Source organism: Kribbella sp. NPDC050820, assembly GCF_040653975.1.
Classification (GTDB): Bacteria; Actinomycetota; Actinomycetes; order Propionibacteriales; family Kribbellaceae; genus Kribbella.
In genome coordinates, this window is record NZ_JBFAHB010000029.1 from 37,870 (window position 1) to 62,733 (window position 24,864).

At 65.9% G+C, this 24,864-nt stretch carries 22 protein-coding genes; 15 read left to right on the forward strand and 7 right to left on the reverse strand.

What is annotated here, in order from left to right:
• Position 1 precedes the first annotated feature (1 nt).
• Genes AB0H36_RS23985 through AB0H36_RS23995 form a run of 3 tightly spaced genes read left to right on the forward strand, consistent with a single transcriptional unit; the run spans position 2 to position 3,037 of the window.
• Positions 2 to 769, forward strand: coding sequence for an SDR family oxidoreductase (locus AB0H36_RS23985; protein ID WP_360527367.1), 768 nt, complete (start codon positions 2 to 4; stop codon positions 767 to 769).
• A gap of 8 nt (positions 770 to 777) precedes the next feature.
• On the forward strand, positions 778 to 2,190 hold the full coding sequence (locus tag AB0H36_RS23990) for an amidase (protein WP_360527370.1): 1,413 nt from the start codon (positions 778 to 780) through the stop codon (positions 2,188 to 2,190).
• Positions 2,153 to 3,037, forward strand: coding sequence for a hypothetical protein (locus AB0H36_RS23995; protein ID WP_360527373.1), 885 nt, complete (start codon positions 2,153 to 2,155; stop codon positions 3,035 to 3,037). The genes AB0H36_RS23990 and AB0H36_RS23995 overlap by 38 nt, the downstream gene beginning before the upstream one ends.
• On the opposite strand, the gene AB0H36_RS24000 is transcribed toward AB0H36_RS23995, so the two are convergent.
• The 3 genes from AB0H36_RS24000 to AB0H36_RS24010 form a co-directional block, all read right to left on the reverse strand.
• Positions 3,034 to 3,324, reverse strand: a complete 291-nt coding sequence (locus AB0H36_RS24000) for a hypothetical protein (protein WP_360527376.1) — start codon at positions 3,322 to 3,324, stop codon at positions 3,034 to 3,036. The genes AB0H36_RS23995 and AB0H36_RS24000 overlap by 4 nt on opposite strands.
• A 467-nt stretch (positions 3,325 to 3,791) precedes the next feature.
• The gene (locus AB0H36_RS24005; protein WP_360527379.1) at positions 3,792 to 4,589 is read right to left on the reverse strand and encodes a L,D-transpeptidase; all 798 of its coding nucleotides are present in this window, start codon (positions 4,587 to 4,589) and stop codon (positions 3,792 to 3,794) included.
• A gap of 545 nt (positions 4,590 to 5,134) precedes the next feature.
• On the reverse strand, positions 5,135 to 5,551 hold the full coding sequence (locus AB0H36_RS24010) for a hypothetical protein (RefSeq protein ID WP_360527382.1): 417 nt from the start codon (positions 5,549 to 5,551) through the stop codon (positions 5,135 to 5,137).
• A 312-nt stretch (positions 5,552 to 5,863) separates the two neighbouring features.
• On the opposite strand from AB0H36_RS24010, the gene AB0H36_RS24015 reads away from it, so the two are divergent.
• On the forward strand, positions 5,864 to 6,751 hold the full coding sequence (locus AB0H36_RS24015) for a LysR family transcriptional regulator (RefSeq protein WP_360527385.1): 888 nt from the start codon (positions 5,864 to 5,866) through the stop codon (positions 6,749 to 6,751).
• A gap of 308 nt (positions 6,752 to 7,059) precedes the next feature.
• Here AB0H36_RS24015 and AB0H36_RS24020 read toward each other — a convergent pair whose 3' ends face one another.
• Positions 7,060 to 7,371, reverse strand: coding sequence for a nuclear transport factor 2 family protein (locus AB0H36_RS24020; RefSeq protein ID WP_360527388.1), 312 nt, complete (start codon positions 7,369 to 7,371; stop codon positions 7,060 to 7,062).
• 161 nt (positions 7,372 to 7,532) lie between these two features.
• The gene (locus AB0H36_RS24025) at positions 7,533 to 8,567 is read right to left on the reverse strand and encodes an aldo/keto reductase (RefSeq protein WP_360527391.1); all 1,035 of its coding nucleotides are present in this window, start codon (positions 8,565 to 8,567) and stop codon (positions 7,533 to 7,535) included.
• Positions 8,568 to 8,628: 61 nt separating this feature from the next.
• Here AB0H36_RS24025 and AB0H36_RS24030 point away from each other — a divergent pair, with 61 nt between their 5' ends.
• Both AB0H36_RS24030 and AB0H36_RS24035 read left to right on the forward strand, forming a co-directional pair.
• Positions 8,629 to 9,492 (forward strand): LysR family transcriptional regulator, encoded by an 864-nt coding sequence (locus tag AB0H36_RS24030; RefSeq protein WP_360527394.1) that lies wholly within the window; start codon positions 8,629 to 8,631, stop codon positions 9,490 to 9,492.
• A gap of 39 nt (positions 9,493 to 9,531) precedes the next feature.
• Positions 9,532 to 11,049 carry a plasmid pRiA4b ORF-3 family protein gene (locus AB0H36_RS24035; RefSeq protein WP_360527397.1) on the forward strand — a complete coding sequence of 506 codons (1,518 nt, stop codon included), beginning with the start codon at positions 9,532 to 9,534 and terminating at the stop codon, positions 11,047 to 11,049.
• Between the two features lie 53 nt (positions 11,050 to 11,102).
• Here the strand turns inward: AB0H36_RS24035 and AB0H36_RS24040 are convergent, their stop codons facing one another.
• Complete coding sequence (locus AB0H36_RS24040; protein WP_360527400.1) at positions 11,103 to 12,128, reverse strand: aldo/keto reductase; 1,026 nt, start codon at positions 12,126 to 12,128, stop codon at positions 11,103 to 11,105.
• An 82-nt stretch (positions 12,129 to 12,210) separates the two neighbouring features.
• Positions 12,211 to 13,353, reverse strand: a complete 1,143-nt coding sequence (locus tag AB0H36_RS24045) for a DNA cytosine methyltransferase (RefSeq protein ID WP_360527403.1) — start codon at positions 13,351 to 13,353, stop codon at positions 12,211 to 12,213.
• Positions 13,354 to 13,532: 179 nt separating this feature from the next.
• On the opposite strand from AB0H36_RS24045, the gene AB0H36_RS24050 reads away from it, so the two are divergent.
• From AB0H36_RS24050 to AB0H36_RS24090, 9 genes are all read left to right on the forward strand, one after another.
• Complete coding sequence (locus tag AB0H36_RS24050) at positions 13,533 to 14,024, forward strand: very short patch repair endonuclease (protein ID WP_360527406.1); 492 nt, start codon at positions 13,533 to 13,535, stop codon at positions 14,022 to 14,024.
• A gap of 125 nt (positions 14,025 to 14,149) precedes the next feature.
• A complete protein-coding gene (locus tag AB0H36_RS24055; protein ID WP_360527409.1) occupies positions 14,150 to 16,744 on the forward strand; it encodes a Z1 domain-containing protein in 2,595 nt (864 codons plus the stop codon).
• On the forward strand, positions 16,741 to 17,754 hold the full coding sequence (locus AB0H36_RS24060; protein WP_360527412.1) for a PD-(D/E)XK motif protein: 1,014 nt from the start codon (positions 16,741 to 16,743) through the stop codon (positions 17,752 to 17,754). The genes AB0H36_RS24055 and AB0H36_RS24060 overlap by 4 nt, the downstream gene beginning before the upstream one ends.
• Positions 17,755 to 18,026: 272 nt before the next feature.
• On the forward strand, positions 18,027 to 19,601 hold the full coding sequence (locus AB0H36_RS24065) for a hypothetical protein (RefSeq protein WP_360527415.1): 1,575 nt from the start codon (positions 18,027 to 18,029) through the stop codon (positions 19,599 to 19,601).
• A gap of 41 nt (positions 19,602 to 19,642) precedes the next feature.
• Positions 19,643 to 20,497: a hypothetical protein gene (locus AB0H36_RS24070; protein ID WP_360527418.1), complete on the forward strand. Its 855-nt coding sequence runs from the start codon at positions 19,643 to 19,645 to the stop codon at positions 20,495 to 20,497.
• Positions 20,494 to 21,249, forward strand: coding sequence for a DUF6339 family protein (locus AB0H36_RS24075; RefSeq protein ID WP_360527421.1), 756 nt, complete (start codon positions 20,494 to 20,496; stop codon positions 21,247 to 21,249). Before AB0H36_RS24070 ends, AB0H36_RS24075 begins: the two co-directional genes overlap by 4 nt.
• A gap of 192 nt (positions 21,250 to 21,441) precedes the next feature.
• The gene (locus AB0H36_RS24080) at positions 21,442 to 23,139 is read left to right on the forward strand and encodes a TIGR02391 family protein (protein WP_360527424.1); all 1,698 of its coding nucleotides are present in this window, start codon (positions 21,442 to 21,444) and stop codon (positions 23,137 to 23,139) included.
• 236 nt (positions 23,140 to 23,375) lie between these two features.
• On the forward strand, positions 23,376 to 23,501 hold the full coding sequence (locus AB0H36_RS24085; protein ID WP_360527427.1) for a hypothetical protein: 126 nt from the start codon (positions 23,376 to 23,378) through the stop codon (positions 23,499 to 23,501).
• A 691-nt stretch (positions 23,502 to 24,192) separates the two neighbouring features.
• The gene (locus AB0H36_RS24090; RefSeq protein ID WP_360527518.1) at positions 24,193 to 24,408 is read left to right on the forward strand and encodes a hypothetical protein; all 216 of its coding nucleotides are present in this window, start codon (positions 24,193 to 24,195) and stop codon (positions 24,406 to 24,408) included.
• Positions 24,409 to 24,864 lie beyond the last annotated feature (456 nt).

A 24,864-nucleotide genomic window follows, 5' to 3' on the forward strand; every position in this document is an offset into this window, starting at 1 on the left:
CATGGACTACACGAACCTGTTCCGGCTCGACGGCAAGCATGCGCTGGTGATCGGCGCCGGCAGCGGCATCGGTCGCGAGAGCGCGTTGGCGCTGGCCGCGCACGGCGCCCGCGTGACCTGTGCGGATCGGGACTTCGCGGGAGCCAAGGAGACGGCGGGGCTTGGTGACGGGTTGACGCCGTACGCGCTGGACGTGCTGGACGATCCGGCGATCATCCGTGCGGCGGGTGAGCTCGAGCCGGTCGACGTACTGGTGTTCACCGCGGCGACCAACGTGCGGAAACGGATCCTCGACTACACCGGCGAGGAGTTCGACCGGGTGGTGTCGCTCAACCTGCGGGCGTCGTTCCAGCTGATCCGTGCCTTCGGCAAGCAGATGGCCGAGCGGGGGAGCGGCAGCATCATCGGGTTCAGCTCGATTCGCGGTACGACGGTGGAGCCCGGCCAGTCGGTGTACGCGGCCACCAAGGCCGGGCTGGTCCAGATGCTGCGGACCGCGGCCGCCGAGCTCGGCCCGAACGGCGTCCGCGTGAACGCGGTCGCCCCCGGCGTCGTCGAGACCCCGCTCACGGCCCAGATCAAGGCGAACCCGGCCTGGTACGACGCCTACGCGCAGAAGGGCGCGCTCGGCCGCTGGGCCCGCCCGGACGAGCTCGCCGGCGCCGTCGTCTACCTCGCCTCCGACGCCGCCAGTTTCGTCACCGGCAGCGTGCTCGCGGTCGACGGCGGCTGGACCGCGGTCGACGGCCGCTTCGACCCACCGAACTAGGAGCTTGCATGAGTCTTGCCGACCTGAGTGCGACCGAGCTGCTGTCGAAGTACCGCGACCGTTCGCTGTCACCCGTCGAGGTGATCGAGGATGTGCTCGGGCGAGTCGAGCAGCTCGAGCCACAGATCTGTGCGCTCTACGCGCTCGATCCGGCCGGCGCCCGCGAGGCGGCTCTTGCGTCGGAGCGGCGGTGGCTTTCTGGCGATCCGGTCGGTGCGCTGGACGGCGTGCCGACGACGGTGAAGGAGAACATCGCGACGCGAGGGATCCCGGTGCCGCAGGGCACGGCGGCGACCGAGTTGGTGCCTGCCGCCGAGGACGCGCCTGCCGCGGCCCGGTTGCGCGACGCCGGTGCGGTGATCTTCAGCAAGACGACCATGCCGGAGTACGGGATGCTGTCGTCCGGTGTCTCGACCTTCCATCACCTGACGCGTAATCCGTGGGACCTGTCGAAGACGGCCGGGGGTTCGAGTGCGGGGGCTGCTGCGGCTGCGGCAGCCGGATACGGTCCGCTGCACATCGGCACCGACATCGGCGGCTCGGTCCGGCTCCCAGCCGGCTGGTGTGGTCTGGTCGGGCTGAAACCGACCCACGGCCGGATCGCAGTCGGCAACCCGTACCCCGGCCGCGCGATCGGACCACTCACCCGTACTGCGTCCGACGCGGCGCTGGCCTTGTCGGTGATGACCGGCTACGACCCACGTGACCACACCTCACTGCCGATCCCGTCGGACAGCTACGAGGCCACCGTCGACGGACTGCGGGTGGCGTTGCTCCTCGACGCCGGCGTCGGTCTGCCGGTCGACCCCGACGTGACCGCGGCTGTCTCGGCGGCGGCCGCCGTACTGGAGAAGGGCGGGGCCGTCGTCGACCTGATCGACCCGATCATCACGCGCGAGATGCTCGACGGGCTGGACAGCTTCTGGCGGGTGCGGTCGGCGGCGGACATCGCCGCGCTGCCCGAGGACCGGCGGGCCAAGGTGCTGCCGGAGACCCGGTCCTGGGTGTCGACGGCGGGCGACCTGTCCGGGTTCGACGTGTTCCACGGGTACAGCCAGATGGGGGCGATGGCGGCGGCCGTGACCACGGTGTTCCGGTCGTACGACGTGATCCTGTCGCCGGTCGCGCCGATCACGGCCTTCGCGGCGGAACTGGCGTATCCGACCGGCGATCCGTCGAAGCCGTTCGAGCACATCGGGTTCACGGTGCCGTACAACATGTCCGCGCACCCGGCGACCACGGTGAACGTCGGGTGGTCGGCGTCGGGGCTTCCGATCGGGGCGCAGGTCGCCGTACCGCATCATCAGGATCTGGTTGCGCTTGCGCTGGCGTCGTACCTGGACAGTCAGCAGGCCGAGCGGCGAGACTGGCCGACGGGGTCCGATGGACAGCTACGACGAGGTGACGACACCCCACGCTGACCAGCTACAGCGCGGGTTGATCTCGCACTGCTACCGCATGCTCGGCTCCATCACCGAAGCCCAAGCGGTCGCCGCGCGGTCTTCCGACCTGGCGGGTGCCACGATCGCGTGTCTGTCCCAGGCCGGCGAGCGCCCGTTGCCGACCGACCTGGTCGCCGCCAGCGACGACCCCGAGGGCGAGCTGCACCAACTCCCCGAGGTGCTGTGGCTCGAACCCATCCCGGACGACCTGACCGACGGCCGCCCGATCGGCATCGAGTACGTCGCCGCCCTCCAGCGGCTGCCCGCCCGGGAACGCGCCGCCCAACTGCTGCACGAGCTCGAAGGCTGGTCCCCGAACCGCATCACCGACCTCCTCGGCCCCGTCTCCCGGGTCCACCTCAGCCCGCAACCGCACCCGCCGCCCGATCCCGTCCTGCTGGCGGCCTACCGCGAGGCCTTCGAGCAGTACGACGTACCGGCCATCACCGGCTTCTTCACCGACGACACGGTCTGGGAGATGCCGCCGTTCACCTCCTGGTTCCGCGGCGCCCGCAACATCGGCCGGCTCATCTCCACCCACTGCCCCGCCAAAGGCCCCGGCGACCAGCTCCTCGTCCCCCTGAAAGCCAACGGCCAACCCGCCTTCGCCGTCTACATGCGCGACCCCACCGACAACGTCCACCGCGCCTTCCAGCTCCAGGTCCTCACCCTCACCGCCACCGGCATCATCCACGCCATAGCCTTCTTCGACCTGACCCTCTTCGAAACCTTCAACCTCCCCGACCTCCTCACCACCCTCCCCAAGTCCCCCCACGAGGCCACGCCCACCTTCCACGTAGGCCGAGCCGGCAAACACCAGGACTAGCGGACCACGGCGTCGAGCTTGGCGACCGCCTTGGCCGTGAAGCGGAGGAACTCGGCGTCGGACATCCCGCCGGCGTCGAGGTGCAGTACGGTGCTGTCTCTGACGACGTACGCCCGGTACTGCGCGAGAGTCTGGTTCTCGAAGGTCAGGTCGAACCGAATGGCGACGCCGTCGGCCAGGCCAGGCATCGGCAGTTGCCTCGCCGTGACGCTTGCCGAATCCGTCTGGTACTTCGGGGTTATCTTGAAGCTGTCGCACTGAGCCAGGGCGTCTGTCACTGTCTTCACCAGCGGCAGTTGATCCTTCGGCCAGGACCAGACGTCCTCGGAGAGGGTCTTGCCTCTGGGATCGGTGAAGAACTGACCCCTGACGGCCGTTGACGGTTTACCCAGGTCGGTGACTGCGTGACGCGTGGCCAGGCAAGCCGGTGGGTCGTAGTCACCAGCGTGTACCGAATCACCAGGGCGTGGATCTACTGCCGTGCCACCGTCCCAGCCCTTCGGCATGTCCCGCACCGTGAGCGCTGCTTTCAGGGCTTGTGCTTCGGACAGCGGCACAACAGTTGCCGGTGGCGCGCTCTGAGGCGGTGGGTCCCCGTCGCACCCGGTCAGAGCAATTAGGCAGGCAACAGCGAGCGCTACCTGTCGCATGCTTTCCCCCGCTCGGCTGGTTCAGTGCCCCGTCGATTGTCCTAGTAGTCGCCGTACACCTGGACCTTGGTGCTCGTCCCTACTACCCCTGCTTTGTTGGCTTGTCAGTAGTCCCCGTAGACCTGGACCTTGGTGCCGATGGGGGTTTCTTTGAAGATCTGGGTGATCTCCAGGCGGGTTACGCGGACGCAGCTGTGGCTGGCGGGGTAGGGCCTGACGAGGGAGTTGACGCGGGAGCCGTGAAGGGCGATGCCGGGGCGGTCGCGGAGGAAGTAGAGCGAGTCGTACATGTAGGCCTCCGGGTAGAGGCTGCTCTCGTGCGCGCCGGCCCACTTGCGCCAGACCTTGCCGGTGCGGTTCGGGGTTTCGTAGCCCAGGGCACCAGTCGAGACCCAGACGATCCGCTTGTAGGCCTTGCCAACGATCTGGTACGCGACCTGGCACGTCTTGTTCACGTAGATCCCGGGCTCGCGCGTCGGCACCGGCCTCCGGGCGGCGTTGAGCACCGAGTACGCGTCGGCCAAGGTGAGGCCCTTGCGGCTCACCGGCATCCCGTGCGTCTCGCGCCACGCGCACAGCGCCTGCTTCGCCCGGACGGTGATGTCACCGTCGACGTCACCCACCGGGTACCCGAGCTTGTCGAGTTGCCGCTCCACCCGCAGCGCGTAGTACTGCGGCTTCTGCTTCACCTTGGGCTTCGGCGTAGCCGTCGTCGGCTTGGCGGTCGGGGTGGCCGACGGAGTGGCTGACGGCGTGGCGCTCGGCGTGCTGGACGGCGTACTGCTGGAGGAGGACGACGGGGTGTCCGAAGGACTGGACTCGCTCGCAGCCACGTCGGAACAGCCGACGAGAACGAACGACAGTACGACCGAACCGGCAACGAGACCACGTCGACGAGACACGATTTCCCCTCTCCCTCAGCATTGTCAGAGTCGCAGAACCGCGCTGCTCGAGCCTGCAACGAAACGCCGAGACTAGTGCTCCAAGGGGTTCCCCAGCCGTGCCGTTACCCACCCCGTCACCGAACCGTTGCCGACCACCCACCAAAAGCAACACCCCTGTACCAGTACCCATCCCGCCCCTTCCCACCCGCCAGGCACCTCAGCCAGCCCCCACCAATCTAGTTGCCCACCGCTCCTAAACCCCGCAGAGCGGCTACGCCGTCCAACAACCCCAGATCACCCAATGCGCTACGGCGGACCACAGCCCCAGGCCGCGGGGTGCGGTGCGCCGGACGACTGCCGGAGGTCGCGGAGTGCGCCACGGCGGACTGCTGCCCCAGATCAGGGAGTGCGGAACAACGGACCATGGCTCCAGGCCGCGGAGTGCGGGTCCGCGGGGCTACTGCCGCATGTTGCGGGGGTGCGGTGCGGTGGACCAGAGCCGCAGGTCGCGGGGTGCGGTATGCCGGACCACGGCCCGAGGCTGCGGGGTGCGGTACGGCGGACTACAGGCCCAGGTCGCGGAGGAACTGGGGCTTGTAGGCCTGCATGACGACGTACCGGGGGTCCGGCACCTCCATGCCGGCGTTCTTCGCCGCGTCGCTGGCGGCGTCGTGCTCGCCGACCGGCACCTCCGGGTCGGCCCACTCCTGCTCGGCCGCGTTCCACCGGGTGATCGTGTACTCGGCGGAGAGTTTGTCCTCGGCGACGAGGTCCTTGACCGTGCGCTCGGCCTCCTGTGCGTCCTCAAGGGTGTGCGTGTAGAGCAGCATCCGGTTCCCGTCCCGGGTGACGGTCACCTGGCGGCCGAGCCGCTTGCGCGCGTCGTCGTCCAGATCCAGCGCCCGCAACCGCTCCCAGAACGACAGCCCGTGCTCATCGCTCCCGAGCTCGACCTCAACCCGAAACTCCTCATCCGCCATGCCACTCACCCTACCGACCACACCACCCCGCCGTCCTGCCCGGTCGTCCCGCCCCGCCGTCCCGGCGCCCGGTCGTCCCGCGCGGTCGCCGCCAACCCGGTCGCCGCCAACCCGGTCGCCACGCCCGGTCCACGCTCGGTTCACGCCCGGTCGCCACCCCACCCATCCGGAGTGGGGAGTCGCGGTGCATATCGCCTATCCGGTCGTCCTGCGTCTCCCGGCTGGTCGGGTGCGGCAGCGCGCTCGGGGCGCCCGGGTGCGAGAGGCGGGAGGGGAGAATGGAGGTTTTTCGATCGACTACAGTTCTTAGTCATGGAGCTGAGGCATCTGGAGCACTTCGTCGCGGTGGCCGAGCAGAAGCACTTCACCCGGGCCGCCGAGGCGATGTCGATCTCGCAGTCCGGCCTGTCCGCCTCGATCCGCGCCCTCGAACGTGAGCTGCGCGCCTCGCTCTTCGTACGCAACACCCGCAGCGTCGAGCTCACCGAGGCCGGTCGCGCCCTGCTCTGCGAGGGCCGCCGTGCCCTCGCCGCTGCCGAAGCGGCCAAGGACGCGGTCGCTGCAGTGCAGGGGCTGCTCCGCGGTCACCTCACGGTCGGGCTGGAGCAGTGCCTGGGCGTGGTCGACGTACCCGCGCTGCTCGCCAAGTTCCGCTCCGCCTACCCCGGCGTGGAGATCGAGGTACGCCAGGGCGGCTCGACCCCGATGCTCGACGAACTCGCCTCCGGCCGCCTCGACCTCGCCTTCGTCGCTACCGCCGGAGACCCGGTCGACGGCCTCGACCTCCGCCCGCTGTCCAAGGAGTCGATGGTCCTCGTCTGCGCCCCCGACCACCGGCTCGCCACGGCGACCGCGGTCTCCCTGACCGACCTCGCGGGCGAGTCCTTCGTCGACTTCGACCCGACCTGGGGCGCCCGTTCCATCTCCGATCGCGCCTTCGCCGCCGCCGGCGTCGCCCACCCCGTCACAATCGAGGTGAACGACGTACACACCCTTCTGGCCCTGGTCGCTCACAACCTCGGCGTGGCCCTCGTACCCGAACGCATCTCCGCCAAGCGCGGCGACCACGCCACCGTCCCGCTGGTCCCCGGAAGCGCCGCCGACTGGCAGGTCTCAGTAGCCGTCCCTACCAGCCCCGCCGCCTCCCTAGCCGCCGACGCACTTATCGGCATGCTCCCCACTACCGCCGTCCACGCGTAGCACGACTCCTGGCAGGCAGTCACCCGCAACGCAGGTTCACGACGCGGGGCTCCAAGCCGTCCCCGCTTAGTGGGAGCTCTCGTACTGCAGGTCGCGATGCTGCGGCTTGAATCAGTCGCGGTTTGGTCAGTGCTCACGCGTGCTGCAGGTCGGCGACCCTGAGGCTGTAAGCCGTCGCAGCTTTGAGGCCGCTCATGCGTCCTGTAGATCGCGATGCTGCGGCTTGAATCAGTCGCGGTTTGGTCAGTGCTCACGCGTGCTGCAGGTTCGCGGTGCTGAGCCTCTTAGTCGTCGCGGCTTGGTCGGCGTCACGCGTACTGGAGGTTAGCGACCGTGATCCGGCCGTCCGTCACCGTGAAGTCGTAGTGCGCTCGCCAGCCCTCGGAACCCTCGGGTGCCCAGTGCACCAGCAACTTCTGCCCGTCGGCCCGCTGCTCGACCACCTCGACCACGCGTAGCGTGCCGCCGATGACCTCGTTGCGCGCCCAGATACGAATCGCGTCGTGCCCGGCGATCGTCCGCGACACGTCGACGATCCGCCCATCCGGGTGGAACGCATTCACCAGCCCGTCGAGATCACCCCGCCCAACCGCATCCACGTACGCCTGAGCCGCCGGCATCACTGCCGGCCTCCCGGCTGTCCCCGAGGCGGTTGGGCCTGCGGGAGTTGGGGCTGAGGTTGTCGACTGGGGGATTGTCGGCTGGGGGATTGTCGGCTGGGCGACTGTCGGATTGTCGGCAATCGGATCGTCGGCTGACGATGCCCCGCCTCCGCACGCGGTCAACAAGAGGATTGCCGACAATCCGACGACGAGCGGCCTCGCCGGGCGTCCTGGAGCAGGGTCGCGCCGACGGGCTCGATCCGCGCGAGTACGGCGTCGACGCGAGCCAGCGTGTCCGGATGCAAGGTGATCTCGGCCGCGGCCAGGTTCTCCACGATGTGCGCCGGCGTACGGCTGCCCGGAATCGGCACGACTGCCGGATCCTGGTGAAGCAACCACGCCAACGCCAACTGACTCCGCGTGATGCCAAGATCCACGGCCAGCGCTTGCAGTGCGGCGTACGACTGATTGTTCGCCTGCAGACTGTCGGCACCGAACCGCGGCGCGTTGTTCCGGAAGTCATCAGCGCTGAGCTTCTGCACGGTCCCGGTCAAGAACCCAGCCCCCAGCGGACTCCAAGGTACGACGCCCACGCCCAGCTCCCGCGCGACCTCAAGAAGCTCCGGATCCACCGGCCGCCACATCGACCACTCGGTCTGCACAGCAGCGATCGGATGTACGGCGTACGCCCGCCGCAGCTCGTCCGGTGTCACGTTCGACACCCCGAGCTGCCGAACCTTGCCGTCAGCAACAAGCTCGGCCATCGCACCGACAGAGTCCTCGATCGGCACCTGTGGGTCGGGGAAGTGCAGGTAGTACAGGTCGATCACGTCGGTCCCGAGGTTGCGCAGGCTGTCCTCGGCGTACGTCCGGATGTACTTCGGCTCCGCGTTCACCAGCAGTTCCTCGAACGCGAAGCCGACCTTGAGCGGATGGGCCTGCGCGCCATCAGCCAGCGTGAGACCGAACTTGGTCGCCAGCGTGATCTCCGAACGCCGGCCGCGGATCGCCCGCCCGACCAACCGCTCGTTGTGGCCGGCGCCGCCGTACGCGTCACTGGTGTCGATGAACGTCCCGCCGTGGTCGATCGCCGCCTGCAGCGCCGCGACCCCGCGGTCGTCGTCGATCTCGCCGTACATGCCGGGGGAGAGCACCATCGCGCCGAATCCGATCGCCGGCACCTGAAGTTCGCCAAGAGTGCGAAGTGTTGTCATGGCTTCAGCTTTGGTCCGGGTCCGCGGCGCCGTCCAAGACCTGTTGGTATAACCATTGGTTATGGACGCCCACCTGCGGGAACTCCGGTACTTCGTCGCCACGGCCGAGGAGCTGACCGTGACAGCCGCGGCTGCCCGGCTGTTCGTCTCGCAACCCGCGCTGTCCAAGCAGCTGCGAGCACTCGAACGCCGCCTCGGCTTCGACCTTTTCGTCAGGCTGCCCCGCGGCCTCGCGCTGACGGACCAGGGGAGCGCGCTGCTTCCCGTCGTACGCACGATGCTCGAGACCTGGGACCGCGGATACACCGAGGCGCGCTCACTCAGCCATCCTCAGCAACTGATTGTCGGAATGCAGACAGCCGTCGGCCGCGACCTGCAACGACCGGCCGTCGCCCGCTTCCGCGAACGCGCACCCGGCTGGACGGTCTCGCTGCGGCTCGTCGGCTGGGACGACCCCACCGCCGGCCTGGCCGACGGCACCAGCGACGTCGCCTTCCTCTGGCTCCCACTCGGCCTCGACGACATCGCCACCCGCGTCCTGGTCCGCGAACCCCGCTGGGTCGCCCTCCCCGCAGGGCACCCCTTGGCCGACCGCGACGACATCCCGTTCGCCGAATTGCTGGACGAGCCCTTCGTCGCCCTCCCTGCAGCAGCCGGTCCGTTGCGCGACTTCTGGCTAGGCCTGGACGCCCGCACCACCCCACCAACAATCGCCGCCGAAGCCACCGCCGCCGACGAAGTCCTCGAACTGGTCAACGCAGGAGTGGGCGTAGCCCTCATAGCCGAAGGCAACGCCCACCTCTACAAACGCCCCGGCCTGGCGTTCCGCCCGGTCCCGGACCTTCCACCCGCCGAGCTGGCCATCGCCTGGCGCTGCAACGATCGCCGAGACATCATCCACCTCTTCACCGACTCGATCGACTGAGACTCGTGCAAAGTAGACATGGCTCGATAGCGTCTTCTCATGGCGCGGAAACCCGATCCCCAGGTGCCGGCTGAGATCCTCGAGCAGTTCAAGCAGCTCATCGGCGGCCTGGATTCCAACGACCTACACGGACTGCTTCCGCAGGTCCTGGCGGCAGCCGGCGTCGATCCGTTCACCAAGACACCAGTGCAGTCTCGCCGACGACCACGCCGCGACGACGTGGTCACCTACCGGGTGCGCGTCGACCTCGCTGGGACCAAGCCCCCGCTGTGGCGCCGGCTGGAACTCGCCTCAGACATTTTCTTGAACGAGTTCCACGACGTCATTCAGACCGCCTTTGGCTGGACTGACAGCCACTTGCACGAGTTCGCCTCGGGCAAGGATTTCTACCACGCCATGGCCGAGCACTACCTTTGCCCGTTCCAGGCCGACGAGGGCGAGCCCGGCGTACCCGAAGCCGACGTACGCCTCGACGAGCTACTCGCGAACCCTGGAGACAAGCTGTTCTACCTGTATGACTTCGGCGACGGCTGGATGCACGTCATCAGGCTCGAATCCGTGCACCCACGGGATGCTTCCGCCCCTCGGGCTGTCTGCACCGACGGCCGGCGTTCTGGCCCGAGCGAAAACTGCGGCGGGGTGTACGGCTACGAGCTGATCACGGCTGCTCTCGATCCCGCTCATCCCGAGCATGCCGAGGCGGTCGTCGACTATGCGCAGACGTACGGCGACGTCGTCGAGCCTGGCCACGCGCCGATCCCGTTCGACCGCGACGAGATCAACCGCGCGCTGGCCCGGCCCGGTCAAGGTGAATCAGATCTTCCCGGACCGCTCGGCGAGCTCGCTGTCTTGCTAGGCTCGGTCGCCGCGAGATACCGCTTCGAGCAGCTGATCGAGGACGCAAAGCTGGACGCCACTGTGGTGATAGACGCGGATATCGCGGCGCGAATGGTCTCGCCGTACAGCTGGCTGCTCGACCGTGTCGGAAGTGACGGCATCAAGCTGACCAGTGCCGGCTATCTGCCGCCACACCACGTGGAAGCGGCCATGGCAGAACTCGGGTTGAGTGATCAGTGGATCGGCAAGGGCAACCGCGAGATCCAGACCTTGCCGGTCCTGGACCTGCGGGAAACGGCGCAGGCCATGGGCCTGCTGCGCAAGTACCGCGGGACGCTCGTACTCACGCCCCGGGGACGTGCCGTCCGCGATGACCCGCTCGCCTTGTGGTGGCATCTGGCCGAGAAGATGCCACCAGCCTCCAAGGACGCCTGCGAAACCCAGGCCGGACTGATCTTCCTGACCACCATTGCCGCCGGGTCGGCCGAGGACGCGGACACGACGGTTGCAGTGCTACTCACCGCGATCGGTTGGGGGAGCCTGGATGGGACGCCGATGACACGATGGATGGCGAACGACGCCGCCTGGGACACCAAAGCGGTCCTGCGTCGCCTCGGCGCTCTCGTCGGCGACCCCAGCCACCGCAGGTCCGACATCGCCACACCGGAGGGCGTGACGTTCGCCAGGGCGGCCCTGCGCACCTGGCCCGGAACGACCTGACCCGGCGGCCGGCCGTCGTACCGGCTCGTCACCTGTACGACGGCCGTGAGCCACTACCAGGCGTAGTCCTCGGGGGCGGTCTTGTAGCCCGGGAAGATTTCGTCGAGGCGGGCGAGGGCCTTGTCGTCGAGCTTGATGTCGACCGCGCGTACGGCGGATTCCAGCTGCTCCATCGTCCGCGGCCCGACGATCGGCCCGGTCACGCCCGGCTGGTGGAGGAGCCACGCCAGCGCGAGCTCGCCCGGCTCGTGGCCGAGCTCGTCGGCGAACGCCTCGTACTGCTCGATCTGCGGACGCAGCTTCTCGAGGGTCTCCTTGGCCCGGCCCTCCAGCCGCCGTACGCCCTCGTTCTCCTTCCGGATCACGCCGCCGAGCAGGCCGCCGTGCAGCGGCGACCACGGGATCACGCCGAGCCCGTAATGCTGAGCCGCCGGCAGTACCTCACGCTCGAGGTCGCGCACGATCAGGTTGTACAGCGACTGCTCGCTCACCAGGCCGGTGAAGTTGCGCTTCTCCGCCGCGGCCTGCGCCTGCGCGATGTGCCACCCCGCGAAGTTGCTGGACCCGGCGTACAGGATCTTCCCCTGCTGTACGGCGACCTCGATCGCCTGCCAGATCTCCTCCCACGGAGTCGCCCGGTCGATGTGGTGGAACTGGTAGAGATCCACGTAGTCCGTCTGCAGCCGCTTCAGGCTCGCGTCGAGCGCCCTGCGGATGTTGAGCGCCGACAACTTGCTCGTGTTCGGCCAGTCCGCGCCCATGTCGCCGTACACCTTGGTGGCGAGCACCGTCTTCTCACGGTTCTTGGGATCCTTCGCGAACCACTCCCCGATGATCTCCTCGGTCCGCCCCGGGTAGATCGCCCGCCCGTACCCGTTGGCGGTATCGAAGAAGTTGATCCCCTTCTCATGCGCCGCATCCATGATCGCGTGCGCATCCGCAACCTCGGTATGAGGCCCAAAGTTCATGGTCCCCAACACGATCCGACTGACGTTCAGCCCTGTACGCCCAAGATAAGTGAAGTCCATGTTCTTAGCCTTGCTCGGCCGCACTGAAACTTCCAACAGAAGAATCCGCATGGTGTGATCACCGGAACTTCTGAAACCTGCGCTGTCCGTCGCCCTCGGGCGGAGGTTCAGCGTGTGGGGCGAGCGCCCGTCGTCAGCTGACTCGGAGCCCCGTGGTCTGGCTCGACTCGTCGAAGAGGGATGCCACGGCGACGTCGCAGGCCGTCGAGCGCACGAGAGGCGACTCCGCCTTCGCATCGGCCCATGTGCGCGTCATCGCGTCGTCGAGCGACTTCTCGTCGATCCGTCGCCCGAGAGCGGACGCGAGCACATGAACCGCCAGTCGGGGCGGGATCGCGTTCCCGATCTGCTGGGCGATGTCTCGGCCGGACCACGGGTAGTCGCTGGGGAATGTCTGCAGTACACCTGCTTCCGCGAAGGTGAACCGGTCGCCCTTCCCGTTCTCCATCTCGACCCGGTTACGGCGGACCTTTCCGGTCACCGTCGCCGAGGGCTGATCCGACGATCGCCGGCCGCGTTTCTTGGGGTCCCCGCCCGTCCCGTAGTTGGAGATCACCGTGAACGGCCCGGACCGGTCGAGCGCTTCCCCCATCGTCCTCCACGGCAGCAGAGTCGGATCGCCGTCGTCCCGGCTCACGCCCTGTCGGAACTGGCGGTGCGTAGGGGCCGGCAGGGCAGCGCGTGCGTTCCGTCGCGCGACGAGAATTGCTCGACGCCGGGTCTGCGGAACGCCGAACTCTTCCGTCCGCAAGATCTCGCATTCACAGCTGTAGCCGATACTCCTCAGCACCTCTCGGACCGTGCGCCAGACCGGCAGGACGGCCGGAACCTGCTCGAGGACCACAGCTTCGAACGGCGCTCCCGACCGATGCGCTTGGAGCACCCAACGGAGCGGCTCCAGGACGAGCCTGGTTCGCTCGTCCACAGTGGTCAGAACTTTCTCGGCATCATCGCCCGCAGCCATGCCTCTCGCAGCTCTGACGACCAGGTTCAACGCGCGGCGACCGTCGCCGTTTCCGGCGACCGTGTAGGTCTGGCAGGGCGGTCCGCCCGTCAGAACGGTCGCGCCGGGGAACTGCTGCGGTCTCCGGTCCCGCACGTCGCCTACGTCAGTCGCCAGGTCTGCTTCGAGCCGAGTGGCGCAGGCGTTCGGGTCCCACTCGACTCCGACAGCGGTGACACCCAGCCATCGTGCAGCAACATCGAGCCCACCCGGTCCGGCGAACAGATCCACCATCTGCACCTTCGGTGGCAGATCGTTCTGAACCCCGGTCATGACGCGCAAGTATAGGGATCTCAGGTCTGGCCGACGATTCGCAACGCCGAGGTCCGTGCCTGCGCCTCTGCGGCCCCTGACGGCGGTCCGTCGGATCTATGGTGCTGCCGCGATGGCGGCGTACCGCAGTGTGGTGATTCGAAGACACCTGACCCACATCGTGAGAGGTTGGTTGTGTCATGGGAATCGATCGCGATGATGCAAGGATCTCGGACGCACCAGCGACGCGCTCCGGTTCACGTAGCGTGCTCAGGACGTCGGCGCAGACCTCGTCGAGGATGTCTCGCCAGGCGCGACGCGACACCAAGCCGGAGATCGAGTTACGTCGGCGGCTGCACCGCCTCGGATACCGCTTCCGGGTCAACAGTCCGTTGCCCGGTATGCCTCGGCGCCGAGCGGATGTCACGTTCACCGCGAAGCGAGTGGCGGTCTTCGTGGACGGTTGCTTCTGGCACGGCTGTCCTGAGCACGGGACGAGCCCACGGAACAACGGGGCTTGGTGGTCCGAGAAGCTGAGAAGGAACGTAGAACGCGATCGAGAGACGGATTCCTATCTACGTCGGACGGGGTGGACCGTCGTGCGGGTCTGGGAGCACGAGGACCCGGAGACCGCGACCCTTCGTGTGATCGGAGCCTTGACGGCGGTCACCGATCCGGGTGACTGTACGTAACGTTCGGTCATTGGCCGCGATATAGCCGCAGGGGACCTCGAGCAACGGACGCCGCGAGGTCTCCGGACGAGTGTCCTCGAACTGCGCGCAGGACAGTTGGATGTAAGAGCCGGAGCATCACAAGCATGGGGGAACTAGTGACTGACGAGATCGGCGCGAAGTACGAGGTGTTCCGGGATCTGCTCGAGTCGAAGACTCCTGAAGAGGCTGTCAAGTCCCTCGAAGTGCTTGGGCTCGAGGACGAGGTGATCCAGCGGATCATCGAACGTCACGAACAGCGGGTCATCGAGATCCGCGAGATGGAGGAACCTCGCGCTGTCTACCAGGGCAATCGCTACACCTGGTACGCCGGGCCCCGAGCAGGTGACAAGTGCTGGCCGGCGATCGTGGACCAACTCGCCGCGGCCGGCTGGTCGAAGGACCCGGCGATCGACTCGCTGGATGCGGCGTCGACCAAGGTCGTCTCTCTGCTGAGCCATCCGAAGGAGCGTGCCTTCTCGACACGAGGGCTCGTCGTCGGCTACGTACAATCTGGCAAGACGACAAACTTCACGGCGGTCACGGCAAAGGCAGCAGATCGCGGGTACAAGCTGTTCATCGTGCTCGCAGGTATCCACAACGGTCTGAGACGGCAGACCCAGGCGCGACTGGTACAGCAACTCATAACCCCGAATCCGACTCGGTGGGCCCAGCTGACCGATCTCGACAAAGACTTCGTCCCGACTGCCAACGCGGCGTCCTACTTCGGTAGGAGCAACCGCACCCATGTGCTGTGTGTCATCAAGAAGAACGCGACGGTTCTGCGGAAGTTCGCAGACTGGTTGCGGTCGGCCTCGGACTATCTGGGGGACTGTCCGGCGTTGGTGATCGACGACGAGGCAGATCAGGCGACCGTCGCCACCAAGACGATCAATCCGTTGATCCTGGAGATCCTCGGCATTCTGCCCAAGTCGGCCTATGTCGGCTATACGGCGTCGCCCTTCGCCAATCTCCTGATCGATCCGAGCGCGAACGACGTCTATCCCCGGGACTTCATCGTCAACCTCCCCAAGCCGGTCGGACACTTCGGCACAGAGGTCGTGTTCGGTCGGTATGCACTCGACGGCGAGGACCCGGAAGACGTCGACGACGGGTACGACATGATTCGCACTGTCCCGGATGCGGACATCGAGTGTGTGCGTCCGCTCCGGCGGGTCGACGTCGAGACCTTCGTTCCCGAGCTGACACCGACACTGCGCAGGGCAGTCGAGTACTTCTGGCTGAGTACTGCGGCCCGCCGGGTGCGGGGCACCGGTGTCAAACACAGCACAATGCTGATCCACACCAGCGTCAACACTGTCGTGCACAACCGTTTCAGGGAGCCGCTCGAAGGCCTGCGCCACGAGTTGCGCAGGGAACTGCATTCGGTCGACCTGCAGAACCGACTGAGATCGCTGTGGGACTCGGAGATCTCGCGCGTGTCCGCCGCTGATTTCGGAGAACGGGCGATCAGCTTCGACGACCTGCTGGTCGAGCTGCCGGCCGTGATCGACGACTGCAAGGTCATCATGGACAACTCGAGCAGTGAGGACCGCCTGGACTACGAATCCGGGCCGGTCGTGGCGATCGCCGTCGGCGGTAACACGCTCTCGAGAGGGCTGACCCTCGAAGGGCTGTCGGTCAGCTACTTCGTTCGTGCGGTTTCGGCCTACGACACGCTGCTGCAGATGGGTCGATGGTTCGGGTACCGCGACGGGTACGCCGATCTCCCGCGGATCTGGATGACGGACGAACTGAAGGACTGGTTCCGACACCTGTCGACAGTCGAGACCGAGATGCGTCGGGACATCGATCTCTACATGACCGAGGACAAGGACCCGCTGACCTTCGCCGTGCGGTTGAGAACCCATCCGGCCTTGCGCGTTACGGCCGCGGCGAAGATGAAAGATGCCGTTCGGGCATGGTCGGCCTACGGCGGCCAGCGCGTCCAGACCAGATACTTCCGTCGAGACTCCGCTTGGCTGTCGTCGAATCAGAAGGCCGCGCGGAACCTGATTGCCCAGGCGAAGGCGTCCGCTGTACACGATGATCAGGCCGAGCAAGGCCGGCACATTTTTCGTGATGTATCGAGCAAACACGTCGTCGACTTCCTTCGGGCGTACCAGTTCCACGAGAAGTCGCAGGAGTGCGACTCGGGTCTCTTGATCCGGTACATAGAGCGGAGGAGGGACCAGGCCGGGTCGCTGGCGAGTTGGAACGTCGCGATCGTCGGAAATCCGGTCGACTCGGCGCTCGGAAACTTCGACTTCGCCCCGGACGTTGCGGTCGGTCGAATCGTTCGTGCACGACTTGGATCGGACGACGACACCGACTTCGAGCCGTCCAGCATCGAGGCCGTTGCCGATATCAAGACGCTGATGAGCCGTCGTGACGCCGCGGTGGATCTGTCCGGCGAAACTGCCAAGCTGCAGGAGCGTGAGATCAAGGACGAGCGCCTCCGGCAATTGCCACACACCGGCCTGCTCGTCCTCTATCCCATCGACCGTATCTCGAGACCCGACGTGGCTCGGAAACTTCGTGCCCCACTCAATGCCGAAACGGATGTCATCGGAGTCGGACTGGTGTTTCCGCAGCCGGGTGTCGACAGTCCCGTCGAGTGGGACTACGTCTCCGCGGATCTGTCCGGGATCGATATCGAGGAAGAAGACTTCACCGCGCTGAACTCCGAGGAGTCGGCGTGAGCGTCGGTCTGCGAGACCTCGTTGCACAGCACTGGGAGGCACTCGAGGATCACAGCCCCACCGCCACAGGACTTCTTCGAGTTGCCGACCTACCCGTCGCGACAGTGATCGGCTCGGTTGTCGCGGCAATCGACCACAGGGGAAGTAGGCATCTTCTGGTGCCGATCGAGCCGCACCGTAAGGTGCGCGGTGGTCTTGACGGGCCAGGGCTGATCCTGACGAAGCGGCCGCTCGAGGACGAAGCAGGGCGAAGGACGTTCGCGGACCTCTGCTGCGCACGCCTGGATCTGAACGACGTTTTCACAGGTCTCTGTGCAGACGTGCTGAAGAACGTCGAGGCGCAGCCGGCAGATGCTCTGCGGGTCCTTTATCGCCAGCTCGACAGGTGGCGGGCACTCTTCCAGACGAGAAGCAACGTGCTGGGTGTCGAGCAGCAAGCGGGCTTGTTCGGCGAACTCCTGTTCCTGACCAGGCTGCTCGAGCGGGATCCAGGAGCGCAGCGGCTGTGGCTCGGTCCTCTGGGGCATCGACACGATTTCGCCTCTGCACAGCACGCTGTCGAGGTCAAGGCATCGCTGGCCAACGACGGCCGCCGTGCACGGATTCATGGGCTCGATCAACTCGACGGTCCGAGCGGGGGATTGCACCTCTACTGCCTACGTCTCGAGGTCACTGGTGTCGGCGGCGAGAACCTGAATGACATGGCGAGGCGCATCCTGCAGATCTGCGAGGACGAAAGTGCGGTCCGTTCGTCCCTGTCCGCAGCGGGCTACCGGTTCGTGGACGCGGCACATTACGAGAACACCCGCTTCCTCGTCCGCGAAGAACGCTGTTACGCAGTCGACCATCGGTTTCCACGACTTGTCACGAGCGAGCTGCAGGCGGCCGGTCTCTCGATCAATGTCACTGATGTCGACTACACGATCGATCTCTCGTCGGAGCCACCCGTCCCCATCGATGTCGATGAGGCGGCGTCTCTCGTCGTCGATCTGCTACGAGAGGGGGCTTGATGTCGACTGCCTGGTTGTCGCAGACGTTCCCTCCCGAAGGCGCGAGCGCCGCAGAAGGAATCAGGAATCAGCTCGGGCGTCCGGAGCTCGACCTCCTGACGATCCTCGTCAGGGAGGCTGCTCAGAATTCATGGGACGCGCGACGGAACGACGTACCCGGCGGGGTCGCTTTTCAGCTCTCCATCGGGACAGTCAGCGCTGCGAATCTGTCGGCATGGCGCGACCTCTTGCTGCGTAATGCACCGCTCGATCGGCATCTCCCGCTGCGTCGGGTGCTGCAGAGGTCCGACATCCGGACGCTGACGGTCTCGGACCGGGGAACAACGGGACTCGGCGGCCCGACACGCGCGGATGCACTCCATGACACCAACCATGACTTCGTCTCGTTCGTTCGCAACATCGGAGAGCCTAGGGACAAGGAGTTCGGTGGCGGCACGTACGGCTTCGGCAAGGGGATCTTCTACCTGCTGTCCAGTGCCGGCGCGGTGCTGCTCCACACCCGATGCGATGACGGCAGCGGCCGGCTACAGACGCGACTGATCGGATGCGCCCTCTGGAAGAGCTATGTCGGGAAGGAGGACACCGCTGAGAGGCGATACACGGGACGTCACTGGTGGGGTGACGTGAGCAGCGGAATCGCCGAGCCTCTCATCGGCAGCGCCGCGGTCTCGGTCGCCCGGAAGCTCGGTTTGGAGCCTTTCCAGGACGACGAGACCGGCACGGACGTCGTGGTCATCGATCCGATACTCGAGGACCGTGATTCCCGGGAGGCGGCAGAGTATCTGGCTGAGACCGTCGCGTGGCACCTGTGGCCGAAGATGCTTGAGTCGTCCAACGGAGGGGCCGCTATGCGATTCGCTGTCCGGTGCAACGGCGCAGACGTGCCCGTGCCGGACCCGGAATCGACTCGGCCGCTGGATCTCTTCGTGGCTGCCTACCGCGAGTTGCAGGGGCAGCGGGCGCGGTCCCTCGAATGCCGAAGTCCGAAGAAGCTCCTGGGGCGGCTGGGCCTGGTCAAGACAGTGGCGCCTGCTTTGACACCGACTGCAGCCGGGATGACGGCCGGCGTGGAGAACCTGGTCCATCACGTGTGTCTGATGCGACCTGCTGAGTTGGTCGTGACATATCACCGCGGCCCGAAGCCGCCGAGCGAACTCCTCGCGTATGCAGGTGTCTTTCGCGCGGATCAGGCGATGGACGACATCTATGCGCGAGCCGAGCCACCGACCCACGACGGGTGGAACCCGCATTCGCTGCCGTACCCGGAGAACACGTACGTACGGACAACATTCCGTCGCATCCAGGAGACCCTGGACGGTCTCCTGGAACTCGGTGGAACCACTCGTGGAGGTTCTGCTGCCCTGGCCCTGGGCGCTGCCAGTAGCCACTTCGCCTCGTTGATGGGCGGAGCGGACGGACTCGGCGGAGCGTCCGACTTCGGGTCGTCCAGCGACAGAAGTACAGACGGAGGAGCAGGAGGTCGACACAGGAAGGGCGGCGGCCGACCGACACACGCCGGGGCGATCGAGTACGTCGGCGATCCCAGTCTCGATCAGTACAACGGGGTGCCCGTCGTGGTCCAGGACTTCCGCGTGTCGGATGGCACCCACGTCGTCACGGCGAACGTGGCGGTGCTCGCAGGCACCGGCGCACGCGAGACGGATCCACCGGTCGGCGCAGATCAGCCCGCCGTACTGGGTTGGCTGTCCGAAGACGGAGAATTCGTGGCTGAGCGCACACCGCGACTGCCAGGCGGAGACGGAGCGATCTGGCGAGTGTTGGTTCGACCGGCACACGACACGATGACCGAAGTACTGATCACCAGCCGGCCGGACACGGGGCAATGACCAGACAGGCACTGCCGTACAGATTGCCGCCACGAGACACGGTGGGCGCGGGCGAGTGGCTGCTCGTCCTGGGTGAGGAACAGATACCTCTACCGGACAAGCTGCCGGACTGGGACTACCAGATGAACCTGACGTTGAGACGCACGGTTGAGATCGACGTCAAGTCTCTGCGCGTCGGTGCGGGCCTGGCGTCGAGCGCGCCTGTCGCGCTCGCTGTCGTCTGGACCGCAAGCGGGTCCGGCCTCAGGGCGCCGGGATATCGGATGACCCTTCTCGGGCAGGACGAGGCGCTCTGCGAGGTCGAAGTCCAGATCCCCGGTGCCGAACTTGGCGGTCGTCTGACGTTGGAGACAGTTGCCGTACTGGATTCTCATAACTGGAACTCGGATCCGGTCGCTCCGCGACGGGCCGGATCGGTACTTTGGCGGGACAGACACGACGTCCTGCTCCAAGGCGATGCTCCTCAGTTCCCGATTTCGGTGATCGACTTTGCGAAGACGTCGTTCCCCAATGACGCGGCATGGCACGTGCAGGTCTCCGGAAACCTGTTCGCCGCGGCGATGGGCGGAATGATCCTCTTGGTGAACGAACGCAACTCGGCCATGGTGCATGCGTTCCGGAATGCCGCGCGACCGCGTGCGGTCGACAGGGCCGTGCTGTCGGCGGTCTACTGCGACATCGCGCGGACGATGGTGGAGCACGGGTTGCGGTCGGAGGAGCTCACGGAAGGTGCCTCATACCCTGAGGGCACCCTGGGAGCCACCATCATCTCGCTGGTAGAGCGCCTGTTCCCCGGGGTCTCCCTCGTCGAGTTGAAGCTTCGGATGGATCAGTCGCCGGCGCACTTCGCGTCGGAGCTGCGAGCCGCCGTCAGGGTCTTCGAGGAGATCGATTGAGCCTCTATCCACGGTTGCTCATCGAGCAGGCCAAGCCGCTGCACGAGCTGTACAGACAGTTGCGGGTCGAAGAGCTGGGGCAGCGCGTCGACACGTCGCACCAGTCGGCCATATACGCCGCTACCGGTGGGGATCGTGTGTCGACAGGACAGCTTGCCGAGTTGCGAGAAGGCGTGTTGCAGCTTGCGACGCAGTTCGGGTTCCCGGGGGAGTCGGGGCGTGATGCCAGGCGAGATTTCGATCTCCGGTTGGCCGAGTACCTTCATACTCACATGATGATCATTCCGGCGGAGGCAGCCTCCGGCGACGTCTGGGCGTTTCTCGCCTTGGTGTTGCTGCCGGACGTCGCATACTGGCGATATCCGCACCCGCCAGGTGATCGCATGCTCGGGACAGACATCACCCGGCATGTTCTCGGCAGACTCTGGTGGCGTGCGCAACTCGTCCACTCGCCAGAAGATCCCGACTCCTATGCGGCCCTGGCGGTACTCGGCGAGGCGGCATTCGACCAGATCTACGCCCGTCGTAAGGCGCTGGGTGGTAGTCCGATGATTGTGAAGGCCATCCTGAGGACGTGGTCCGTACTCGACTTGGACGACCTCGACGAGAGAACGGTTCTGCGAGATTTCCTCCAGCGTCTCTTGCGGCTCAGCCCGTTCGTGGCCTTCGAGGCCCTGGATCCGGCTGTCCTCGACGGAGAATTACGAGCCGTGGCGCTCGAGACGATGGAAGCGGTTCGCAGTACGCATTGAGGTCCGGTTGGGGTGGCGCCAAGACTTGCGGGTCGAAGTGGCACGCCTTGTCGCACCGGTGTCGGCTCCAGGTCCGGTACCTTTAGGATCTTCCAGGCGAACAGGTCGTTGCTCCAGTTGAAAGCCGGCGAAACGTCGGTCGACAAGCCAGGCGATGTCCGGGTGGGGCCGGTGCAGACGTAAGGACGAACATTGGCGAGATCACCTCTGACCCTGCAATTCGATCCGCTCACCATCGAGCACCTCGGTTACAAGATGTATTCGCACCTGCCCAATGCACTGGCGGAGCTCATCGCCAATGCCTACGACGCCGACGCGACGAAGGTCCAGGTCATCCTGCGGGACGGTGAATCCGGCCGATCGGTGATTGTTCAGGACAACGGCCACGGCATGAGTCTCGGTGATCTGCGGGAGAAGTATCTGCGCATCGGTCGTAACCGACGGGTCGAGGGGGAGGGGCGCTCCGAGTCGAGGCAGCGTGCCGTGGCCGGCAAGAAGGGCCTCGGGAAGCTGGCACTGTTCGGAATAGGAGAAACGATCCTCCTGACGACGAAACGCCGCGGCGCTTCGGAGAACCTGCACGTCGCGCTCAGTTGGTCCGAGATCAAGAACGCGACCGGCACGGAGTACCACCCCCAGTTGACGCGAAGCCGAGCAGAGCCGAGCCGTCACGGCACCAAGGTCGAGCTGAGCCACCTCCGCCGACGGACTCCGATCAACGCAAGAGATCTTGCGCAGAGCCTCGGCCGACTGTTCGGGTACGTCGATGACGACTTCCAGATCGAGGTGATAGACGCGGCGGGCACGAGTGAGCCCATCAATCGCGACTCTCGCCTGGACGGAGTCAAGAAGGATGTGGAGTGGCGTGTCCCGGAGGATCTGCCCGACGACCTCAGGGAGGATCTGCCGAACGACCGCATGAGGGGGCGCATCGTCGCGGCGGCCAAGCCGGTGGGTGCGGAGCATCGAGGGATCGCTCTGTACGCGCACGGACGCCTCGCCAACGAACCCGAGTTCTACGGGGTTTCGGAATCGAGCTACGCGTTTTCCTATCTCACCGGCTACCTGGACGTCGACTACGTCGACGACGGTGTCAGCGACGTGATCTCGACCGACCGACGCTCGATCAGCTGGGACGGCGATCTGACGGCGGAGCTCAACCGATATCTCCAGCGGCTCCTGCAGTGGGCGTCGAGGGAAAGGCGAAGCGCTCGCCGCACGGCCAACAAGGAGCGAATCAGGACGGACCACGGAGTGGACGTGGACACCTGGGTCGCCTCCATCAGAAGCGGTGAACGGGATGCTGTCGAGGAGGCGGCCTCGATCCTGGTCTCTCCGGATTCGGCCCTGGACGACGGCGACCGTACTTCGTTGCTCAAAAGCCTTCGAACCATCGCGCCTGACTACGCGGACCTGCACTGGAGGCATTTGCATCCGGCCATCAAGACCGTCTCGGCCTCCTACTACGAGTCTGGGCATTTTCACGCGGCGATGTCGGAGGCTCTGAAGCGATTCGTCAACGACGTCCGAAAGGTCACCGGTCTTGACGGTCAGTCGGCCGCCGCTATCGTCAACCAGGCGTTCAAGGTGAGCGGCGACGAGGCTGCGCAAATCGACGTGACGAGCCCTTACGCCGACGCGGGACTCGACGTGAACACATTGAAGACCATCCGCAATGGGCACTGGAGACTCTCGGACGGTGTGGTGGCGGCTTTCCGCAACCCGGTCGCTCATGAGGAGGAGCTTCTGCTGATCGAGACCGAGGCAATGACCTACCAGGACTGTCTGGACGCCTTGAGTATCGTCTCGCACCTCTACCGACATTTCGAGCGCGCAGTGGACTCCTCCTCGCCGGACGAGAGCGCCGGCGCCGGCCGATGGTCGCCGTAGATGAGCCCGTATCGCAGGCGGACCGTTGGACCGCACCGCCTCGTGTTTCGGCTTGACGCCGGAAGTACACCCCTTCGACGGGCCTGGCCCATCGGCCGCCTGGGAACTCGCCCAGAGTCGGGCGACATCGTGTTCGGTGTGAGCGGGCCGCGGAGTTTCGTGAGGCGATTCCGTCGCTGAGGCATACGCAAGCTTCCGGGAGTTGGAGATGATGTACGGCGCCGATGGAGAGTTGGATGCCGATCGATGTTGACGCGAAGGTGCTGGACGTCGCGCCGGATGAGGGTGGCGGGCAGAATCCGCGGTCCGGGTGGACGTCGCGTGGGGGAATGGCTGATGCGGCGCTATGTCTACGACATTGAGGCGGGCGACGGGGCGCGATAGATTCGGCTGCAGGATACGGGCGGCGCAGTTACCTTGACAGTTGAGGAGATTGCGCACGACGGGATTGACGGTACGACGGAGACCGAGGTTGTGGTGGGAGACTTTGAGGGCACGAATGAGTTGCTGGGGCGGATCGGGTTCGTGCCTGAGTCGTATCAGGAGAATCGGCGGGAGAGCTTCGAGCTGCTGGGGGCGAAGTTGGAGATCGATCGGTGCCGCGGATTCCGCCGTACCTGGAGATTGATGGGCCAGCGTCCCCGAGTTGACGCCCAGCTCCCGGGCATCAAACTTCCGTCGTGCCTCAGCCACCGCCCTCGCCTTCTAAGGGGATGCCTCCACGCTACGACGGGAAGCCCATCGGCCGACGGTCTCGTAGTGGGTCCACTCGAGCTCAACAGGGGCCATCGTGCCAAGGGAGCCGTGTTGTGGTACCAGTCCACCCAGCCGACGGTGCCATGCTTGACGTCGACGACGGTCTTGCGCGGCCCATCGTGGAAGACCGTGATGCGGATGACTTCCGGGACAGGGCGGTCGGAAGACAGCGCCGCCTCGTCATGAGAAGTTGGATGGTGTCTGGAGATGAACGATCGGCGGGCGGCGGCCGGACCGGGGTCCGCGGACTCAATTGTGCGTCCCGTTCTCGAGACGTCGGCTCAGACGTCCGCACGGATGGCGCGAGAGGCGAGACGGGACACCAAGCCCAAACTCGAACTGCGTCGTCGCCTTCATCGCCTCGGTTATCGCTATCGCGTCAGCAGTCCACTGCCCGACCTGCCGCGACGTAGGGCGGACATTACCTTCAGCCCGAAGCGCCTGGTGATTTTCGTCAACGGTTATTTCTGGCACGGCTGTCCTGAGCACGGCACGAGTCCGCGCAACAACTGACGTGGTGGGCCGAGAAGCTGAGAAAGAACGTCGAACGCGATCGCGAGACTGATACATATCTGCGCCGGGCAGGGTGGATCGTTGTACGGATCTGGGAACACGAGCATCCGGATGCGGCGCTCAGGCGTGTCCTCGGAGCCTTGGCTACCGAGAGAGATCTGGGTGACCGTACGTAACGTTTGGTTCTTGAGCGCGATATAGCTGCCGGGGCCTCGATGAAGTGGCGCAATCGACGGTCTCGAAGCACAGTGTCCTGAAGTCGTCGAAGCCCAGGAGGAAGCATGTCGTCGCCAGCGCTGAACGCAGGCCTCGCCGAGTTTGCGAGGTCGCACGGAGCGGCTGCTGACCATTTGGGGCGATCGTTGCCGGAGTTGGCACACGTCTTCCGCAAGCCTTCAGGTTCTGTAAGCGGCTTGATCTAAAATCTGCAATCTGGACCAGCGCAGATTTCGGGCC

What these genes read in the sequence shown, in the direction of transcription:
- AB0H36_RS24090 (WP_360527518.1), top strand. Translation starts at nt 24,193, where the DNA reads ATGGCGCGAGAGGCGAGACGGGACACCAAGCCCAAACTCGAACTGCGT.
- AB0H36_RS23995 (WP_360527373.1), top strand. Translation starts at nt 2,153, where the DNA reads ATGGACAGCTACGACGAGGTGACGACACCCCACGCTGACCAGCTACAG.
- AB0H36_RS24055 (WP_360527409.1), top strand. Translation starts at nt 14,150, where the DNA reads ATGGGGGAACTAGTGACTGACGAGATCGGCGCGAAGTACGAGGTGTTC.
- AB0H36_RS24030 (WP_360527394.1), top strand. Translation starts at nt 8,629, where the DNA reads ATGGACGCCCACCTGCGGGAACTCCGGTACTTCGTCGCCACGGCCGAG.
- AB0H36_RS24045 (WP_360527403.1), bottom strand. Translation starts at nt 13,353, where the DNA reads ATGACCGGGGTTCAGAACGATCTGCCACCGAAGGTGCAGATGGTGGAT.
- AB0H36_RS24015 (WP_360527385.1), top strand. Translation starts at nt 5,864, where the DNA reads ATGGAGCTGAGGCATCTGGAGCACTTCGTCGCGGTGGCCGAGCAGAAG.
- AB0H36_RS24040 (WP_360527400.1), bottom strand. Translation starts at nt 12,128, where the DNA reads ATGCGGATTCTTCTGTTGGAAGTTTCAGTGCGGCCGAGCAAGGCTAAG.
- AB0H36_RS24050 (WP_360527406.1), top strand. Translation starts at nt 13,533, where the DNA reads ATGGGAATCGATCGCGATGATGCAAGGATCTCGGACGCACCAGCGACG.
- AB0H36_RS23990 (WP_360527370.1), top strand. Translation starts at nt 778, where the DNA reads ATGAGTCTTGCCGACCTGAGTGCGACCGAGCTGCTGTCGAAGTACCGC.
- AB0H36_RS24085 (WP_360527427.1), top strand. Translation starts at nt 23,376, where the DNA reads ATGCCGATCGATGTTGACGCGAAGGTGCTGGACGTCGCGCCGGATGAG.
- AB0H36_RS24025 (WP_360527391.1), bottom strand. Translation starts at nt 8,567, where the DNA reads ATGACAACACTTCGCACTCTTGGCGAACTTCAGGTGCCGGCGATCGGA.
- AB0H36_RS24020 (WP_360527388.1), bottom strand. Translation starts at nt 7,371, where the DNA reads ATGCCGGCGGCTCAGGCGTACGTGGATGCGGTTGGGCGGGGTGATCTC.
- AB0H36_RS24035 (WP_360527397.1), top strand. Translation starts at nt 9,532, where the DNA reads ATGGCGCGGAAACCCGATCCCCAGGTGCCGGCTGAGATCCTCGAGCAG.
- AB0H36_RS24010 (WP_360527382.1), bottom strand. Translation starts at nt 5,551, where the DNA reads ATGGCGGATGAGGAGTTTCGGGTTGAGGTCGAGCTCGGGAGCGATGAG.
- AB0H36_RS23985 (WP_360527367.1), top strand. Translation starts at nt 2, where the DNA reads ATGGACTACACGAACCTGTTCCGGCTCGACGGCAAGCATGCGCTGGTG.